At 45.5% G+C, this 18,005-nt stretch carries 14 protein-coding genes, 4 tRNA genes and 1 other annotated feature; of the genes, 12 read left to right on the top strand and 6 right to left on the bottom strand.

Annotation, left to right across the window (positions count from 1 at the left end; genetic code table 11):
* Positions 1–15 precede the first annotated feature (15 nt).
* Together ATB76_RS18395 and ATB76_RS18390 are read right to left on the bottom strand one after the other, a co-directional pair.
* Entirely contained in the window at positions 16–1,581 is a 1,566-nt protein-coding gene (locus ATB76_RS18395; protein ID WP_042603981.1) for an anthranilate synthase component 1, read from the bottom strand.
* A gap of 125 nt (positions 1,582–1,706) precedes the next feature.
* Positions 1,707–1,810: a sequence feature (Trp leader region), on the bottom strand.
* Positions 1,757–1,882: a trp operon leader peptide gene (locus tag ATB76_RS18390; RefSeq protein WP_042603980.1), complete on the bottom strand. Its 126-nt coding sequence runs from the start codon at positions 1,880–1,882 to the stop codon at positions 1,757–1,759. (Overlaps the previous feature by 54 nt.)
* A 94-nt stretch (positions 1,883–1,976) precedes the next feature.
* Between ATB76_RS18390 and ATB76_RS18385 the strand changes: the two genes are divergently transcribed.
* Together ATB76_RS18385 and ATB76_RS18380 are read left to right on the top strand one after the other, a co-directional pair.
* The gene (locus tag ATB76_RS18385; protein ID WP_038880503.1) at positions 1,977–2,852 is read left to right on the top strand and encodes a PHP domain-containing protein; all 876 of its coding nucleotides are present in this window, start codon (positions 1,977–1,979) and stop codon (positions 2,850–2,852) included.
* Positions 2,853–2,891: 39 nt separating this feature from the next.
* Positions 2,892–3,512: an L-threonylcarbamoyladenylate synthase gene (locus tag ATB76_RS18380; protein WP_038871858.1), complete on the top strand. Its 621-nt coding sequence runs from the start codon at positions 2,892–2,894 to the stop codon at positions 3,510–3,512.
* Positions 3,513–3,624: 112 nt separating this feature from the next.
* On the opposite strand, the gene ATB76_RS18375 is transcribed toward ATB76_RS18380, so the two are convergent.
* Positions 3,625–4,335 carry a calcium-binding protein gene (locus ATB76_RS18375; protein ID WP_038871856.1) on the bottom strand — a complete coding sequence of 237 codons (711 nt, stop codon included), beginning with the start codon at positions 4,333–4,335 and terminating at the stop codon, positions 3,625–3,627.
* Positions 4,336–4,680: 345 nt separating this feature from the next.
* On the opposite strand from ATB76_RS18375, the gene rluB reads away from it, so the two are divergent.
* Positions 4,681–5,619 carry a 23S rRNA pseudouridine(2605) synthase RluB gene (rluB, locus tag ATB76_RS18370; protein WP_038871854.1) on the top strand — a complete coding sequence of 313 codons (939 nt, stop codon included), beginning with the start codon at positions 4,681–4,683 and terminating at the stop codon, positions 5,617–5,619.
* 164 nt (positions 5,620–5,783) lie between these two features.
* On the opposite strand, the gene ATB76_RS18365 is transcribed toward rluB, so the two are convergent.
* Positions 5,784–6,104, bottom strand: a complete 321-nt coding sequence (locus ATB76_RS18365; protein ID WP_005431208.1) for an HI1450 family dsDNA-mimic protein — start codon at positions 6,102–6,104, stop codon at positions 5,784–5,786.
* Positions 6,105–6,106: 2 nt separating this feature from the next.
* The gene (gene yeiP / locus ATB76_RS18360; RefSeq protein WP_005431209.1) at positions 6,107–6,673 is read right to left on the bottom strand and encodes an elongation factor P-like protein YeiP; all 567 of its coding nucleotides are present in this window, start codon (positions 6,671–6,673) and stop codon (positions 6,107–6,109) included.
* 187 nt (positions 6,674–6,860) lie between these two features.
* On the opposite strand from yeiP, the gene ATB76_RS18355 reads away from it, so the two are divergent.
* Positions 6,861–7,628, top strand: coding sequence for a nucleotidyltransferase domain-containing protein (locus ATB76_RS18355; RefSeq protein ID WP_061035876.1), 768 nt, complete (start codon positions 6,861–6,863; stop codon positions 7,626–7,628).
* A gap of 26 nt (positions 7,629–7,654) precedes the next feature.
* Here ATB76_RS18355 and ATB76_RS18350 read toward each other — a convergent pair whose 3' ends face one another.
* Positions 7,655–10,018 (bottom strand): DNA polymerase II, encoded by a 2,364-nt coding sequence (locus ATB76_RS18350; protein WP_061035875.1) that lies wholly within the window; start codon positions 10,016–10,018, stop codon positions 7,655–7,657.
* 429 nt (positions 10,019–10,447) lie between these two features.
* Here ATB76_RS18350 and uvrY point away from each other — a divergent pair, with 429 nt between their 5' ends.
* The 8 genes from uvrY (at position 10,448) to ATB76_RS18310 (ending at position 17,999) form a co-directional block, all read left to right on the top strand.
* The gene (gene uvrY / locus ATB76_RS18345) at positions 10,448–11,092 is read left to right on the top strand and encodes a UvrY/SirA/GacA family response regulator transcription factor (protein ID WP_005434947.1); all 645 of its coding nucleotides are present in this window, start codon (positions 10,448–10,450) and stop codon (positions 11,090–11,092) included.
* Position 11,093: 1 nt separating this feature from the next.
* Positions 11,094–12,926, top strand: coding sequence for an excinuclease ABC subunit UvrC (gene uvrC, locus ATB76_RS18340; RefSeq protein ID WP_096030925.1), 1,833 nt, complete (start codon positions 11,094–11,096; stop codon positions 12,924–12,926).
* A 46-nt stretch (positions 12,927–12,972) separates the two neighbouring features.
* A complete protein-coding gene (gene pgsA / locus ATB76_RS18335) occupies positions 12,973–13,530 on the top strand; it encodes a CDP-diacylglycerol--glycerol-3-phosphate 3-phosphatidyltransferase (RefSeq protein ID WP_005530466.1) in 558 nt (185 codons plus the stop codon).
* A gap of 399 nt (positions 13,531–13,929) precedes the next feature.
* Positions 13,930–14,003: transfer RNA gene (locus ATB76_RS18330), tRNA-Cys, on the top strand.
* A gap of 21 nt (positions 14,004–14,024) precedes the next feature.
* Positions 14,025–14,100, top strand: a tRNA-Gly gene (locus ATB76_RS18325).
* 80 nt (positions 14,101–14,180) lie between these two features.
* Positions 14,181–14,267: transfer RNA gene (locus tag ATB76_RS18320), tRNA-Leu, on the top strand.
* An 11-nt stretch (positions 14,268–14,278) separates the two neighbouring features.
* Positions 14,279–14,354 (top strand) — tRNA-Gly (locus ATB76_RS18315).
* 753 nt (positions 14,355–15,107) lie between these two features.
* Positions 15,108–17,999 carry a pyridoxal phosphate-dependent class III aminotransferase gene (locus ATB76_RS18310; RefSeq protein ID WP_061035874.1) on the top strand — a complete coding sequence of 964 codons (2,892 nt, stop codon included), beginning with the start codon at positions 15,108–15,110 and terminating at the stop codon, positions 17,997–17,999.
* Positions 18,000–18,005: the final 6 nt, after the last annotated feature.

Here is an 18,005-nt window from a genome sequence, read left to right as displayed (position 1 = left end):
TCTGAACCCTATTCCTTATTGTGACTTATGCGCTGCTTGGATAGCAGAGATTACTGCTTGTGCTTTGCCGCGCGTTTCGTCTGCTTCCGCTTGTGGATCAGAATCGAATACTACGCCAGCACCAGCTTGAACTTGAGCAATGCCGTTCTCAACGTACGCTGAGCGGATCACGATACAGGTGTCGAGTGTGCCTTCACCAGTTAGGTAACCCACAGCACCACCGTAGCTACCGCGACGTGCGCCTTCTACATCGCGAATCAACTGCATTGCGCGAATCTTAGGTGCGCCTGTCAACGTGCCCATGTTCATACACGCTTGGTATGCGTGCAGTGCGTCTAGGTCTTCACGTAGTTGACCGACCACACGAGATACCAAGTGCATTACGTGGCTGTAGCGGTCGACTTTTAGAAGGTCTGCTACGTGGCGAGTGCCAGCTTGAGCAATACGAGCGACGTCGTTACGTGCCAAGTCAACCAACATCATGTGTTCTGCGTTTTCTTTCTTGTCGGTGCGCAGTTCAAGTTCGATGCGGCTATCTAGGTCGAAATCAATCTCGCCGTTAGGGCGCTTGCCACGGCGACGAGTGCCTGCGATTGGGTAGATTTCAATTTGGTTGGTATCGGTTTCGTACTTAAGCGCGCTTTCTGGTGATGCGCCAAACAAAGTGAATAGCTCATCTTGCATGTAGAACATGTAAGGGCTTGGGTTGCTCTGTTTAAGTTCTTTGTAGGCTGCCAATGGAGAAGGGCAAGGTAGCGTGAATCGACGAGATGGTACGACTTGGAATACATCGCCTTTCACTACGTACTCTTTAAGGTCACGAACGATTTGGCAGAAGTCTTTATCTTCGATGCTAGGTTGAGCGTGAACATTCTCAAGTTGGGCGGCACTAGGTAGCAGCTTAGGAGAAGTACATTGAGTACTGATTTCTTCGATTCTTGCTTTTAACGCTGACTTTTGAGAATCATCGACAAACAAAGTTGCCTGCAAATGGCAAGACTCTGTCTGATGATCCACAACCAATAGCGTTTCTGCTACGTAAAACACGTAGTCTGGGCATTGGTTAGTTGCTTCTGCATTGCCCAACGGTTCGAAGTTCGCAACTAAGTCGTAGGCAAATAGACCACCAAGGAAAATTGCGTGTTTGTCTTGCTCTGAGATATCGAAGCTGTGCTGAACCAAGCGAAGTGCATCAAAAGATGACGCTTCACGTAGACGAGAATCTTCATCCAGTGTGTCGCATGGTTGTGTAAATTCTAGCGTTAATGTGTCAACGTCAAATTGACGAGAGACATCACCACGGACATTTTGGTTTAAGTGTGCTAGTAGGTTTTTGCCGTTACCCGTGAGAGCTTGCATGGTGACAGTGTGACCAAAGCAGACGATACGAACTGCCGAATCAACCAGTAACAGGGATTTCAAGTCTTGCTTTGAATCGATTTCAGCAGATTCCAGCAATAGGCTGTCAGTTTTGTTCTCACATAGCGTGTGGAACAAGCGAGTCGGGTCTTGAGTATAAGGGACGGAAGCCGTAAGCACTTCAAGCTGTCCAAGTTTCTTAATTTCAATGGCCTTGTTCACAAGACCTCCTTATAGCTGTTTACATCTTCCTGCCGTACATAGTCGCATAAAGCAAACGTTCACCCAATCAAGTTTTGGTCATATTCGATGAATGTTTAAGCAGTTGAATGTGAGATGGACGACAAAACAAAAAGCCCGCTGAAGTAGCGGGCTTTGTGACATTTAATTCTCTAAACTAGAAGTACACGTTCGCCCACCAAGAACTTGTCCAAGTGCGCCACCAAGCAACGTCTACGGAATTCATCTTATTCAGACGAACCGCAACTTTCGCTTTCTGGTTTTGGTTAAATTCTTGTAACATGGTGAGCCTTAAATAGGTACTTCGTATTTGTGTACTAGTTAACTAGTGCGGAGATAAAAAGTCAACCCCAAAACAGCATTAAAACGACAAAAAGATGAGAATTGATTTACACAGCCACACTACAGCCTCGGATGGTCGATTTGCGCCGAGTGATTTGGTGGATCGGGCACTAAGTTTTGATATCGAGGTTTTGGCGATCACGGATCATGATACGGTTGACGGCTTAGCTCCGGCCAAGCAATACGTTGAAGAAAATAATCTGCCGCTCAAAATCATTAACGGTATCGAGATCTCGACTGTTTGGCAGAACAAAGACATCCATATTGTGGGTTTGAATATTGATCCGGAAAGCCCAGCATTGGTTGAGTTAATTCAGCAACAGAAAACGCATCGCGTAGCAAGGGCGCAGCTGATTGCAGAGCGTCTACAGAAAGCCACTCGCGATGGGGTGCTCGAAGAAGTTCAGTTAATTGCCGGTGATGCGCCAATCACACGAGCTCACTTTGCTAAATGGCTTGTGGACAATGGCTACGCAAAAAACATGCAGATGGTGTTCAAGAAGTTTTTGACGCGTAACAATCCAGGTTATGTTCCACCGAACTGGTGTTCGATGAAAGACGCTGTCGACGCGATTCATGCTGCTGGTGGACAAGCTGTTTTAGCACATCCAGGGCGATACCAACTTACCGCCAAATGGGTGAAGCGAATGCTGGCTGCGTTTGTGGAGGCGGGTGGTGATGCTATGGAAGTGGCTCAGCCCCAACAAGCACAACAAGAAAGACGCAACTTGGCTGATTATGCTATACAATACAAACTATTAGCTTCTCAAGGCAGTGATTTTCACTATCCGTCACCGTGGATGGAGCTGGGAAGAAACCTCTGGTTGCCTGCGGGTGTAGAACCAGTTTGGAAAGATTGGGGTATTGATCCTTCGTTGAATGCTCAACCTGACGAAGTCGAAACGCCATAAAAAATATAGAGCCGAGAGGTTCGATAATGAGGAATTACAATGAGCCAGTTTTTTTACGTTCATCCAGAAAACCCACAGGCTCGCTTGATCAATCAAGCAGTAGCAATCATTCGTAACGGCGGTGTGGTGGTTTACCCAACCGATTCAGGTTACGCACTAGGCTGTCAATTGGAGAACAAGCAGGCGCTGGAACGAATTTGTCAGATCCGTCGTCTGGATGACAAGCATAACTTTACGTTGTTGTGCCGCGATTTGTCGGAGCTTTCTCTGTACGCACGAGTGGATAACTCGGCATTCCGACTACTGAAAAACAACACACCGGGTCCTTACACTTTTATCTTCAAAGGCACAAAAGAAGTGCCACGTCGTTTGATGAACGCAAAACGCAAAACGATTGGTATCCGTGTTCCAGATAACCGTATCGCATTGGACTTATTAGAAGCGCTTGGCGAGCCGTTGATGTCAACATCGCTAATTTTGCCAGGTAGTGACGTGACGGAATCGGACCCTGAGGATATTCGTGACAAATTAGAGCACGCGGTTGATGTCATCCTTAATGGTGGGTATCTGGGTGAGCAACCGACAACAGTGATTGACTTTAGTGATGGTGAGCAAGTGATAGCACGCGTAGGTTCTGGAGACCCAGCGCCATTTGAGTAAGCTCGTCAACTCAAAAGCAAATACGAAACTAGCACAAAGCTAAATAAGAAAGGGAGGCGAAGACGCCTCCCTTTAATTTTTGAATCAATGAGTAGAAGTTCACATTCGTGGATTATGCGAAGTCAAAGATATCGATATTGTGGTGCTCAATGTAGTTCATGTAACCCGCATCAATACCTTTCAACGTTACTTCCACATTAAACTCGTCGCTAGAGAACACAGCCCAACCAAAGTCGTTGTATGACAGCGTTAGGTCGTCTGCGGAATCGAGGAACGTGTCGCGAATACCATCGTCGTTGGTATCGAGACCCATATCAAACACAAGCTTATCGTGGCAAATGTTGAAGTCTAGGATCTCTGCTTTCACTTCAATGTCGTTTGAGGAAACTGGCTGATCTGGAACGCCAACCGCAAGACGGTTTGTCATTACGAACGTGTCATCACCACACCCACCAGCAATCACAGAGTTGCCATCACCAACGACGACCGTATCATCACCCCAACCGGCATTGATGAAGTTGTTGCCAGAGTAGTCGAAAATCGTATCGTCACCACAACCACCAAATAGAGAGTCATTACCCAAGCCGCCAGACAAGTAATCGTCGCCTGAACCACCAGCTAGTAAGTCATCACCTCTGCCGCCTAATAGAGTGTCGTCACCACGGCAACCAAAGACATAGTCATTTCCGTCGAAACCAACAAACTTATCATCGCCACCAAAACCGACGAAAACGTCGTTGGTATCTGAGCCTTTTGTTCCGGTCATGTTGTCGTCTTCTGAGGTGCCAAATATCCAATTTAGGTCAAGATTTGTATGAGACATTTATTATTCCTTTTCATCTGATTAAGGGAGCTAGCAAGCTGAACAGTTATCTTTCTTATAACCTTGATAATTTTATCAGGTGCACCAAAAATTCAGAGGTGTGGACAGACCCATAATAGTGCGGTTCTACCCTAGTGCGGCTTAGTACTAAGTTGGAGAAGATGATGAGTTAAGTGTGAGTTTTAGAGCGAGATTTTAACGAGATAATCTGGACGATTTCACTTACATTAAATGGGAGAATCTCGTATAATGTCCGACCGAAAAAATCCCATTTACATGGGTAACTTGCAAAATGAAGACCAATTCTGGTCTCGACGTCTGTGAAGACGACACATAGGTAGATAAATGAGCGAAAAGTTACAAAAAGTATTAGCACGCGCAGGTCACGGTTCTCGTCGCGAGATTGAATCGTTAATTAAATCTGGTCGCGTTAGCGTGAACGGAGTCGTAGCTAAACTTGGTGAAAGACTAGAAGATGAGAACAGCGTAGTTCGTATCGATGGTCACGTTGTGTCTGCGAAGGTACAAGAAGAAGTGATCTGTCGTGTTTTGGCTTATTACAAGCCAGAAGGTGAACTGTGTACTCGTCACGACCCAGAAGGTCGTCGCACTGTTTTCGATCGTCTGCCAAAGATCCGTGGTTCTCGTTGGATTTCAGTAGGTCGTCTTGATGCTAACACATCAGGTTTGCTGCTGTTTACAACAGATGGGGAACTGGCGAACCGCCTTATGCACCCAAGCCGTCAGGTTGAGCGTGAATACCTTGTTCGTGTTTTCGGCGAAGTAACTGAACAGAAAGTGAAAAACTTAGTTCGTGGTGTTGAACTTGAAGATGGTATGGCACGTTTCGAAGATGTGGTATATGCGGGTGGTGAAGGTATGAACCACACGTTTTATGTTGCTATCAACGAAGGTCGTAACCGTGAAGTTCGCCGTCTGTGGGAATCGCAAGATACGACGGTTAGCCGCCTAAAACGTGTTCGTTACGGTGATATCTATCTGGATAAGAAACTGCCTCGTGGTGGTTGGATGGAACTTGATCTTAAAGAAGTAAACTACCTACGCGAATTGGTAGAGCTTCGTCCAGAAAAAGAAACCATGCTTGATCTGAACAAAGACAACACCTCACGTAAACGTGAACGTGCTCGTAGCCAAAAAATCCGTCGCGCTGTTAAGCGTCACGAAGAGCGCGTAAATACGCCTAAAGGCCGCAGCAACAACCCTTCTCGCCGTAAGCCAAAGAAGAGCGCAGGTGATCAGGGTGCACGCAACAAGCATCGTTAATCGATAGCGAAAATTAGAAAGGCTTGCCACTTGGCAAGCCTTTTTCTTATCTAGCGTTTCGCGTTCGTAATCTTTCGTGTTTGCCAATCACACGTAACTTTAACTTACTGACATAAAAAAACACCAGCGAGAGGCTGGTGTTTTTGATCATGATGAGGAAATCGTTAATCACGTTTCCAAAGCATATGGCAGAACTTATGTTCTGGGTCTCGACTGATTAGCATACGAGCAAAAACGTCATCAAGTACGTCATTTTCCTCGTTTACTAAGCCGATTCGAACTTCTGCATACACTTCTTTGTCGATGTCGAAGCCAACATGTTCAACCCAGTCATCACCGGTTTCAACAAGCTCTGCGGCACCACGATCTTCAAATTGCGCAGTAAACAGAATGACATCAGCTGGCTCTAGGTTATCTGGAGCCATTTCAAGGAAGATGTCGTACGCAGCGTCGATAACGTCGTCGTAAGAAATCAAATCAGACATGCTTATGCTCGGCTCATGTATTTACGTTCAGTCGTGTTGATGATCACGCGGTCACCAGTCGCGATGTACTCAGGAACTTGAATTACAAGGCCTGAAGCAAAGCGTGCTGGTTTAGTACGTGCAGATGCAGACGCACCTTTAATTGAAGGGTCAGTTTCTTCAATCACTAGCTCAACAGAAGAAGGAAGCTCGATACCAACAGCAGAGCCGTTGATTAGAATAAGGTGGATACCTTGAGTGTCTTCGTTGATGAACAGAAGCTCATCTTCAACTTCGTTGTGTTTGAATGTGTATTGTGAGTAGTCTTCGTTATCCATGAAGATGTGCTCATCGCCATCAGCGTATGAGTACACAACTGCACGTTTGTTCATTTCTACCGTTTCAACCACATCATCAGATTTGTAACGCTCATCTACACGAGCGCCAGTGTTTAGATCTGTACAACGCATTTTGTAGATCTTAGCGCCGCCACGACCACCAGGAGTCGTAACTTCGATGTCTTTAACTAGAAGAGTTTTACCATTAGACTCGATTGCGAAGCCTTTTTTGATTTCACTTGCCTTTGGCATTGTATTTTCCTATTTACACTTATTAAGCAAAACTTGGTGATTATAGCGCTAACTTGTTTGTCTGGCACCAAAATTAATCGTTGTTGTTTAATCCTAATGAAACGGCTGAATGGGCTTGATTCAAAACCATAGCTAGTGGATCATATTGACCATCGTTCGCTAAAAACTCGAGATCGCGTTTCAATCAATGTCTCTCTCTGTTATCAATCCAAAACAACCTTTCCAACCAGAATTTGAACCTCTTATTCGAGAGGTGCTAGCGTGCCTAAAAGGCGGCCTCGGTGCTAACCTGCATAGTGTTTACGTGTATGGCAGTGTTGCGCGAAAAAGTGCCATTGCAGGTAAATCAAATCTTGATCTGGTGGTGGTAACGAAGTCCAATTTTGACAACAACCGAGCAACAATACTCAACACCATCAAATGGCGAGCGCAGCAGGGACACCCACAAGTTCAAGGTGTTTCTATTCGTACCGCGCTGGTGAGTGAGGTAGCAAACCTAGACAGTATTTTTACTTGGGGGTTTATGCTCAAGCATTGTTGCGTTTGTGTGTATGGTGAGAGCTTAGGCGATTGTTTTGGCGATTATGTTCCAAGTTGGGAAATTGCTAAACACTGGAATATGGATGTGGAAGATTGGATCTCAGTCTATCGAAGTAAGATTAGCCAAGCCAGCAGCGTAAAAGAGCAGGTAGCGGCACAAATCGTGATTGCGAAGAAATTACTGCGAGCGTCTTATTCGTTGGTGATGTATCGAGATAAACGTTGGTTTGATGATCCTGTTGAATGCGGTGAGGTATTTTTGAAGTATCACCCTGAAAAGCAATTGGAGGTCGAACGTTTGGGTATCTTGCTGGCTGGTCGAGCAATTCCCAAACGCTCTGTAGTTGGTTTGATGGATGGCTTTGGAAGTTGGCTTGTAAAGCAGTATCAAAAAACCGAGTTCCGAATAGGTTAAGCCACGCCATCTATGCGTAGTATCTTCTAAAATAATCCCATTTGAGGCGCTGACAGTTGCTCAAAGTCAGTGCCGATAAACGGCAGAATAGCATCGGCGACCGGCTTTAGTTGTTTATCAATGTAATGTTGGTAATCGATAGGACTGTTTAGGTATTCGTGTGGCTCTGGTCCATTTACGGTAATCAGGTATTCGATTCGACCACGGTTTTGATACTGCAACTGTCTCCCAAGTTTAGCATTGATGTCATCTGCTAAGCGTGCGGCTCGCACCTGTGGTGGAATGTTCTTTTGGTATTCGTGCAGCTTTCGACGCAGGCGTTTCTGATACACCAATTGATCATCGAATTCGCCGCTGTTGGTTTTCTCGACCATTTCTCGCACGTAGTCACTTGGATCTTCACCGTGAAAAACCATTTGATACAAGGTGTTCTGGAACTTCTGTGCCAGAGCCGTCCAGTCAGTCCGAGCGCTTTCTAATCCTTTGAAGATAATGCGCTCTTGTTCGCCTTCGCCAATCAGCCCGGCGTAACGTTTCTTAGAGCCTGTCTCTGCTCCACGAATTGTCGGCATTAAGAACTTGCGGTAATGGGTCTCGTATTCAATTTCGAGAATAGACGTTAAGTTGTATTCACTCCGTAAGTGTTCCGTCCACCAGTGGTTGATGTAGTCGACCAGCGTATTCCCAACCTCATCCGCCTCTTCTTGGCTATAAGCGCCATTTAAAGATACGAAGGTGGAATCGGTATCGCCATAAATCACTTGATAGCCTTTGTCTTCAATCAGCACTTTGGTTTGCTTCATGATCTCATGGCCACGCATGGTGATGCTTGAAGCAAGGCGGGTATCAAAGAAACGGCAGCCAGACGAACCTAGCACACCATAGAATGAGTTCATGATGATCTTAATTGCTTGCGAAAAGGCTTTCTCGTTATTCTTTTTGGCGACATCACGCGCGGCCCACAGCTTCTCAATCATCTCCGGTAGGAAGTGTTTCGAGCGATGGAACTGACCGCCACGGAATCCCGGGACGGCTTCATCATCTGCCTTGCCGATTTCGAGCTGTAAACCTTCGACTAAGCCCATTGGGTCAATCAAGAAAGAACGAATGATCGATGGATATAGGCTTTTAAAATCCAATACCAAGACTGAGTCATACAGATTCGGAATAGAATCCATCACATAACCGCCTGGGCTAGCGATCCAGTTCTCGGGGTGTAGGTTAGGTGCGACATAACCTGCACGGTGAATCTGTGGCAAATACAAGTTAGTAAACGCTGCCACTGAGCCCCCTACGCGATCCAGTTCCACTCCCGTTAAACGTGATCGTTCAATAGCGAAGTCGAGGAGGTGGGTATGGTCGAAAATCTTATTTACCAAAACGCAATCTTGCAGGTTATATTTTGCAAGAGAGGGCTTATCCAATCGGTACATGCGATTGATCTCGTCCATACGGTCATGCACGTTATGAATTTCTTTACCTTCGCCAAGCAACTCTTGAGATACAGACTCAAGTGACCATGAACGGAAATGATATGTTGCTGTCTTTAAGGTATCGATACCATCGAGAACCACACGGCCGGGAATCGAGATAAACCCTTGCTGGCTTTGCGCTGAACTCCGGAAAAAGCTGGCTTGATCCGCTCGACCAATCATTAGCTTCATACTGTGCCATTCTGCACGTTTGTGTAAGAGGCGGAAGTCGAAGTCAATGACGTTCCAGCCAACTATGACATCCGGGTCGAACTGCTTAAACCAATCAATCATAGCTTCAAGTAATGCTCTCTCGTCTTTCACCCATTGGATTTTTGTTTCTGCGGGCTCCGGTTCACCAATCATGATTACGCGAGAATCTACAGGGCTGTCTAAACCGATTGAATAAAGAATGCCTTTCTCTGAACATTCCAAATCAAGGGAAACAACGTGCAGATTTGGTTCATATTCGCCACTACGGCATTTCGCATTTTGGACACGTTGGAAGCCATTAAGGAACTGTTGGTTGCCCGTAAACTCAATACTACCTTTGATAAAACGTTCCATAAGGTAGCGATCAGCTAAGCGCACATCCCCTTCATAATGAATGATGTCATTTTGTGTCAGAGCATCTTGCAAAGCGAAAGCGTCTTTGGTGTTGTGGGTGTAGCAAGCCGCGAGAGCTGAGTGTTGGAAGTTTTTGAGTTGGAGTGGTTTTACTGACACCTCGAGCTGTTTTGAAGCAGCCAGCATATTGACTTGTTCAAGGTGCGCTTGTTCAACAAAGAACACCGTTTTTTCCCCATGAATCAGCAATTGAGTTGGTCCGTCCTCTGTCGAAAGCCAAAGTTCAATTTGCGTTTGGCCTTTGATGTCTCGTGCTTGACGAGTGAGTAGGAAGCCTTGTTGGATATTCAAAAGAGAGAAACCTTATAATTCTTTGAGTTCACTATTCTAACATTAAGAACTGTAAAAATAACCAGTAAAACCCTGAGTCGGTATGGGGGAAGAAGAGCCCATGTTTTCGCTTGTTAGGCCACGTTTGCTCGCTTATGGAATAGCCATTTAGGGTTGATATTGCGCACTGCTAAACAATATGAAACCTAGTTGCTTGATTTATGGGAATTTCTGTTGTTAATTAGCTTGTCTTAAATTTCGGCTTTGCAGGTCTTTCACTCAAATAATAGAGTGGTTTATGAATAAGTTCTTGCCAAATTTTGCGTTTGAGCACATATTCATAGAAAGCAATTTTTTGCCTAATGCGTTATTATATAGGCACTCATACTGATATCCACATTTAACCAAGTTATGTGGGTGCAGAGCCAATAAAAGTGTGGAGATACAAGTTTGATAAATGTTTTCCTTGTAGATGATCACGAGCTGGTTCGCACAGGGATACGACGTATTATTGAAGACGTCCGTGGAATGAACGTAGCAGGAGAAGCTGACAGCGGTGAAGAAGCAGTAAAATGGTGTCGCAGTAATCATGCCGACGTTGTTTTAATGGATATGAACATGCCAGGAATTGGCGGCTTGGAAGCCACGAAAAAAATTCTTCGCGTGAATCCTGATGTAAAAATCATCGTACTAACCGTTCATACGGAAAATCCGTTCCCTACTAAGGTGATGCAGGCAGGGGCTTCTGGTTATTTGACCAAAGGCGCAGGTCCTGATGAAATGGTTAATGCAATTCGTGTAGTTAATAGTGGGCAGCGTTATATCTCCCCAGAGATCGCGCAACAAATGGCGTTGAGTCAATTCTCACCAGCCTCTGAGAACCCATTTAAAGACCTTTCAGAACGCGAATTACAGATCATGATGATGATCACCAAAGGTCAGAAAGTTACGGATATTTCTGAACAATTGAATTTAAGTCCAAAAACAGTCAACAGCTACCGCTACCGTCTGTTTAGCAAACTGGACATTAACGGTGACGTTGAGTTAACACACTTAGCGATTCGCCATGGAATGCTGGACACCGAGACCCTTTAGTGTGAATCCTCCCTTCGATTCGGCTTCCTTTCTCAAGACAGTAACTCATCAGCCCGGCGTTTACAGAATGTACAACGCCGAGGCTGTTGTTATTTACGTAGGCAAAGCCAAAGATCTTCAAAAGCGTCTTTCCAGTTACTTTCGTAAAAAAGTAGACAGTGAAAAGACCCGCGCCCTCGTTAGCAATATCGCCAAGATTGATGTCACAGTAACTCATACAGAGACGGAAGCGCTCATTCTTGAGCATAACTACATCAAGCAGTATTTACCCAAGTACAATGTCCTATTACGTGACGATAAATCCTATCCTTACATTTTTATTAGTGGACATAAACATCCTCGATTATCTATGCATCGTGGTGCTAAAAAACGTAAAGGTGAGTACTTTGGTCCATATCCTGATTCTGGTGCAGTGCGCGAGACGTTGCATTTATTGCAAAAAATCTTACCCGTTCGACAGTGTGAAGATACGGTTTACTCTAACCGAACTCGACCGTGCTTGATGTATCAAATTGGTCGCTGTGCAGGACCTTGTGTCAGTACCATTATTTCCGACGAAGAATATGCTGAACTGGTGGGTTTGGTCCGGTTGTTCTTGCAAGGCAAAGATAAGCAAGTGCTAGAGCAACTCATCGAAAAGATGGAGTTGGCCAGTCAGCAGCTCCGCTTTGAAGACGCGGCTAAGTTCCGAGACCAAATTCAAGCTATTCGTCGTGTTCAGGAGCAGCAATATGTTTCTGAAGACAGCATGGACGATATGGATGTACTCGGTTTTGCACAAGAAAACGGCATCGCTTGTATCCATATCCTGATGATCCGTCAGGGTAAGGTGCTAGGCAGTCGCAGTCATTTCCCTAAGATCCCGCACAATACCAGTCAACAAGAAGTCTTCGATAGCTTTCTTACTCAGTACTATTTGAGTCATAACGAGGCGCGTACCATCCCTTCTCGCATTATTTTGAACCAAGAGCTAGGTGAGGATGTGTTGTCTATACAGCAAGCGTTAAGTGACGTAGCAGGGCGTAAGGTGCAATTTCATACTTCACCGACAGGCTCTCGTGCTCGTTACCTCAAACTGTCCAACACCAACGCATTGACGGCGATTACGACTAAGATTAACCATAAGATGACCATTAACCAACGCTTCAAAGCGCTGCGTGAGGTGTTGGGAATGGAGTCGATAAGTCGTATGGAATGTTTCGATATCTCGCACACGATGGGCGAAAGTACGATTGCGTCGTGTGTGGTATTTAATGGTGAAGGCCCGGTAAAACAAGAATATCGCCGTTACAACATCACGGGCATTACAGGTGGTGATGACTATGCTGCGATGGGGCAGGCGTTAGAGCGTCGTTATTCAAAGCAGTTGGACGTAGAAAAGATCCCAGACATCATCTTTATCGATGGTGGTAAAGGTCAGCTAAATAGAGCTCATGAGATCATTTCGCAATATTGGGGAGACTGGCCAAAGCGTCCAACGATGATCGGTATCGCAAAAGGGGTAACCCGTAAGCCGGGGCTTGAAACCTTAATTACCGTAGATGGTGAGGAGTTTAACTTGCCAAGTGATGCGCCAGCACTGCACCTCATTCAACATATTCGCGATGAAAGCCATAATCATGCTATTGCAGGTCATAGAGCCAAACGCGGAAAAACCAGACGTACCAGTGCGTTAGAAGGGATTGAAGGCGTTGGTCCCAAACGTCGTCAAGCTTTGCTGAAATACATGGGCGGTTTACAAGAACTCAAGCGGGCAAGTGTCGAAGAAATCGCCAAAGTGCCAGGAATTAGTCACTCTTTGGCAGAAATTATTTTCCAAGCATTGAAACAATAAGGAAAATCCCGCAACATTAACACGCAATGTGTAAGAGAATAATAAAATGCGTTTGAATATCCCGAACATTCTGTCTCTACTTAGACTGTTCCTAATCCCAGTTTTCGTGGTTGTTTTCTATCTACCTTACTCTTGGGCTCCTTTTGCTGCGGCAATGGTTTTCTGGGTTGCGGGTTTTACCGATTGGTTAGATGGCATGTTAGCCCGTAAGTTAGGCCAAACCTCTCGATTCGGTGCTTTCATTGACCCAGTAGCAGACAAGGTACTGGTGGCGACAGCGCTGATTTTGATTACTGAGCATTACCACTCGATTTGGGTAACGATTCCAGCCGTCACAATGATTGCTCGTGAAATCATCATCTCTGCATTGCGTGAATGGATGGCAGAAATCGGTAAACGTGCGAGTGTTGCGGTTTCTTGGGTCGGCAAAGTCAAAACCGTATCTCAGATGTTCGCCCTTTGGGTTCTGATCTGGCGTTACGACGACTGGATGGTATGGCTTGGCTTTGGAGCGCTTTACGTTGCCACGTTCTTAACATACTGGTCTATGGTTCAATACCTAGCTGCGGCGAAAGATGATTTACTTAATGAAGAACATCACTAAGTAATCGAAACAGATGAATTTAGAAAGCAGGCTATTAGCCTGCTTTTTTATTGCTTGAGGGAAAGCTGCCTTAAATAATAACTGTGATCTAAGTCTGGTTTTTACTCGCTGGGCCGTGGTCGGATACTCAAGTACGAATTTCTCTACTGTTGGGGGCTAGCGGAATACATGATAAAGGGAAGGAAAGTAGCCCAAAATTCATGATAAACAAGTGTTTTTGGGAGATTCTCAGTATTAAAACTAATCAATTTACCGTCTTTCGCACAAAATCTGGTCAAACGATTTAAAAAAATAAAAATAGTGTTGACTCGATCGCTCGAATCCGTAGAATGCATCCCGTACCCAAGAGAGCATTGCTCGAAAGGGTGGTGAAAGAAGTTGACCTTCCTTCACAAATGAGGCGCCTTGGCAGAGTGGCTATGCAGCGGATTGCAAATCCGTGGACCTCGGTTCGACTCCGGGAGGCGCCTCCATTATTCTCTTTGAGAATGAATGCGACACTAGCTCAGTTGGTAGAGCGCAACCTTGCCAAGGTTGAGGTCACGAGTTCGAACCTCGTGTGTCGCTCCAAATAAAAATGATATGGCGTTAAGCGGTATCAGATGATGGTGTTTTACTTTTCTGTAAAGGCATCACAAAGAAATTTGTGTGCCCTGGTGGTGGAATTGGTAGACACAAGGGATTTAAAATCCCTCGACGTTCGCGTTGTGCCGGTTCAAGTCCGGCCCGGGGCACCATCTCAACATCTGCGACACTAGCTCAGTTGGTAGAGCGCAACCTTGCCAAGGTTGAGGTCACGAGTTCGAACCTCGTGTGTCGCTCCAGATTCGAAAGCCCAGCATTTATGCTGGGCTTTTTCGTATCTGTCATTCCGCATGGCTGTTTTCATCAAGGCTTCATTTTTAGTGGTGGGCTTTGAATATGCCTCTCACGCTTTTTCTTTTCAGATCTTCTGAACCGTTTCTTCCGTTCCTCGAATCGCTGTTATCGATAGTCTGTTTCCTCTAAAGCACGAACCTTTACGTTGCAAAACTGCAGCGATACGGTTTGATATGATTAAAAATGAATGGAGTAAACGTTTGCTGTTGTTTGTGATCTCAATCAATATGCAACCTGTGAAAATATATTGCCAGAAGATTTTATTTTGTGATAAATTCGCGCGCAATCTCGGAGCGTAACTTTTACGACATTTGATTCTCTGGGGGATACGCGTAGTGACCATTCAAGCTGATTGTGACACTACGTAGGGTAGGTATCGGCAAAGCCATTTGTCGATAGACGGGATACTAATGCTGTAAACGCAGCATGTTTATGGGAAACCCAACATTGAAACCTTTTAACAACCACACACTAATCAGCTTCATACTGCCGAAATGTCCTGTTTTACAAAACGGATGCATTACGGAACCTTGATTACTTCCCAATATTTATAAAAGTCGCGCTTGTCGTGACGGGTTATCTGTATTTGTCATTTAAGTAATGACGAATGCGGAGGTGTATCTGTATCTCCTGTTATTTAATACTAACGATAATAAATACAGGAAAGAGAATCATTATAATTCAAGGGATTATGTAGTATGAGCACTGCCTTTGAAGTCGATAATACTATCGCAAACTTTTTTTCTTCCCAGGTTCCTGTAGTTGAAGGAACGTATGATTTAACGCCAGATCAAATTCTTATTGATCAGGCGGAGCATGAATCTGAGGTTCGATCTTATCCACGTCGTCTGCCAATCGCGATAAAACAAGCCTATGGTTGTTTGGTTGAAGACACTCGTGGTCAAATCTTCTTAGACTGTCTTGCGGGGGCGGGCACTTTGGCTCTGGGTTATAACCACCCAGAAATCAACCAAGCGCTAAAAGAACAATTGGATTCTGGTTTGCCGTACCAGACTCTGGATATCGCAACATCTGCGAAAACGCATTTCATTAAGTCTGTTAAAGGCTTCCTACCTCAAGAGTTGAGCGACAACTGTGTGATTCAGTTTTGTGGCCCTTCTGGTGCAGATGCTGTTGAAGCCGCGATCAAACTGGCGAAGCAAACCACAGGTCGTAATACCATGTTTGCTTTTCGCGGTGCCTACCACGGCATGACGAACGGCACTATGGGCATGATGGGTAACTTGGGCACTAAGGCTCGTCGTACCGGTTTGATGTCAGACGTACACTTTATGCCCTTCCCATACAGCTTACGTTGTCCGTTTGGTCTAGGCGGTGACGAGGGTGCGAAAGCGAGTATTCGTTACATCGAGCGTCTACTGAACGACGACGAAGCAGGCATCATGAAACCTGCTGCAATCATTGCAGAACCGGTACAAGGTGAGGGCGGTGTTATTCCTGCTCCTGCGTTCTGGCTACGTGAACTACGCCGTATTTGTGATGATCATGGTATCTTGTTGATCTTCGATGAAATTCAATGTGGTGTTGGCAAGTCGGGCTACAACTTCGCGTTTGAAGAAGCGGGTATTGTTCCTGATATTTTATGTTTGTCTAAAGCGATCGGTGGTGGCTTGCCAATGTCACTATTGGTGATCAACAAACAACACGATACATGGAAGCCAGGTGAGCACACTGGTACTTTCCGTGGCAACCAGTTAGCAATGGTGTCAGGTGCGAAAGCACTAGAAATCATCCAGCGCGACAACCTTGTAGAGCATGCAAACGTTGCAGGCCAGTACCTACGCTTTGGTCTTGAGAGCATTCAAAAACGCGTAAACTGTATTGCAGATGTACGCGGCAAAGGTTTGATGCTTGGCGTTGAGATTAAACATCCAAGTGGCGAGCTAAACAAGTTTGGCGAGCCTTTGTCGGATGGCCAACTTACTCTAGATATTCAACGCGCGGCACTTGAGCGTGGCTTGATGGTAGAAAAGGGCGGCCGTGACGGCTCTGTGATTCGTTTCCTTCCACCACTTATCATCTCTTTCGAGCAAATCGACTTTGCCCTCCGAGTATTGGAAGACGCCATTATCGCGGCGGGTGGTAGCCACGTTGAAACAGACCCACAAGAAGAGTGGAAGAAGCACTTCATTCAAACCGGTGAGCTTGGTGGTGCTGAGTTTGCGTCTGTGATGAATCACATGACTGCAGCAATGAAGTCAGTGTTTGAGCAGGTGAATTCACCATACTCGGGAATGGAGCCAAAATTGCTGGAAGCGGCGATTAACGCGGTCGACCTAGACAACAAAAACGCATCGCTAAAATCAGTGATTGATGAATCAGCAGAGCTTGTTGCGAAGAATGCGATTTTCACTCAGCACCCTGATTGTATTGCTCACTTGCATACGCCTCCCCTCATGCCTGCGGTAGCGGCAGAAGCCATGATTGCTGCGTTGAACCAATCAATGGATTCATGGGATCAAGCATCGTCTGCGACTTACGTTGAGCAGAAGGTAATTAACTGGCTGTGTGACAAATACGAGCTTGGTGATAAGGCGGATGGCATCTTCACTAGCGGCGGTACACAAAGTAACCAGATGGGCCTGATGCTGGCGCGTGACTGGATTGCAGACAAGTTAAGCAACCACTCAATCCAAAAGCTCGGTCTTCCTGATTACGCAGACAAACTGCGCATTGTGTGTTCTAAGAAAGCACACTTCACGGTTCAAAAGTCAGCATCTTGGATGGGGCTAGGTGAGAAAGCCGTGATGACCGTCGATGCGAACGCTGACGGCACAATGGACATTACTCAGTTAGATCAAGTTCTAACGCAGGCAAAAGCAGAAGGTTTGATTCCATTCGCTATTGTTGGCACTGCGGGTACGACTGATCACGGTGCAATTGACGACCTAGATTTCATTGCTGATATGGCAGCGAAACACGAAATGTGGATGCACGTGGATGGCGCTTACGGTGGCGCATTGATTCTTAGCAGCCACAAATCACGCTTGAAAGGTGTAGAGCGTGCACACTCAATCAGTGTCGACTTCCACAAACTGTTCTACCAAACAATCAGCTGTGGTGCGTTGCTGGTGAACGACAAGTCGAACTTTAAGTTCTTGCTTCATCATGCTGACTACCTAAACCGTGAACACGATGAGCTACCAAACTTGGTCGACAAATCTATCGCAACCACGAAGCGTTTTGATGCATTGAAAGTCTTTATGACGATGCAAAACGTCGGTCCTAAGACGCTTGGCGATATGTACGACCACTTATTGGTACAAACGCAGCAAGTTGCTGACATGATTCGCAACCACGAGCAGTTCGAACTTCTCGCTGAACCAGCACTTTCTACAGTTCTATTCCGTGCAACAAACGTTCCCGTAACAAACGTGTGTGCTGATCTAGATGAACTGAACAAAGCATTGCGTCTTGAGGCGCTGACTCGCGGTATTGCAGTTCTTGGTGAAACCATTGTTGATGGTAAGACCGCTCTTAAATTTACGATTTTGAATCCTTGTTTGACGACAGCGGACTTTGAATCTTTGCTCTTGAAAATCAACACGCTAGCAGTTGAGCTAGTTTAATAAAGG

Source organism: Vibrio sp. MOR3, from assembly GCF_001557775.1.
Lineage (GTDB): Bacteria > Pseudomonadota > Gammaproteobacteria > Enterobacterales > Vibrionaceae > Vibrio > Vibrio jasicida.
This window is presented reverse-complemented; position numbering and strand designations above follow the sequence as displayed.

What these genes read in the sequence shown, in the direction of transcription:
- ATB76_RS18380 (WP_038871858.1), top strand. Translation starts at nt 2,892, where the DNA reads ATGAGCCAGTTTTTTTACGTTCATCCAGAAAACCCACAGGCTCGCTTG.
- ATB76_RS18390 (WP_042603980.1), bottom strand. Translation starts at nt 1,882, where the DNA reads ATGTTACAAGAATTTAACCAAAACCAGAAAGCGAAAGTTGCGGTTCGT.
- rluB (WP_038871854.1), top strand. Translation starts at nt 4,681, where the DNA reads ATGAGCGAAAAGTTACAAAAAGTATTAGCACGCGCAGGTCACGGTTCT.
- ATB76_RS18375 (WP_038871856.1), bottom strand. Translation starts at nt 4,335, where the DNA reads ATGTCTCATACAAATCTTGACCTAAATTGGATATTTGGCACCTCAGAA.
- ATB76_RS18355 (WP_061035876.1), top strand. Translation starts at nt 6,861, where the DNA reads ATGTCTCTCTCTGTTATCAATCCAAAACAACCTTTCCAACCAGAATTT.
- pgsA (WP_005530466.1), top strand. Translation starts at nt 12,973, where the DNA reads ATGCGTTTGAATATCCCGAACATTCTGTCTCTACTTAGACTGTTCCTA.
- ATB76_RS18385 (WP_038880503.1), top strand. Translation starts at nt 1,977, where the DNA reads ATGAGAATTGATTTACACAGCCACACTACAGCCTCGGATGGTCGATTT.
- ATB76_RS18310 (WP_061035874.1), top strand. Translation starts at nt 15,108, where the DNA reads ATGAGCACTGCCTTTGAAGTCGATAATACTATCGCAAACTTTTTTTCT.
- yeiP (WP_005431209.1), bottom strand. Translation starts at nt 6,673, where the DNA reads ATGCCAAAGGCAAGTGAAATCAAAAAAGGCTTCGCAATCGAGTCTAAT.
- ATB76_RS18365 (WP_005431208.1), bottom strand. Translation starts at nt 6,104, where the DNA reads ATGTCTGATTTGATTTCTTACGACGACGTTATCGACGCTGCGTACGAC.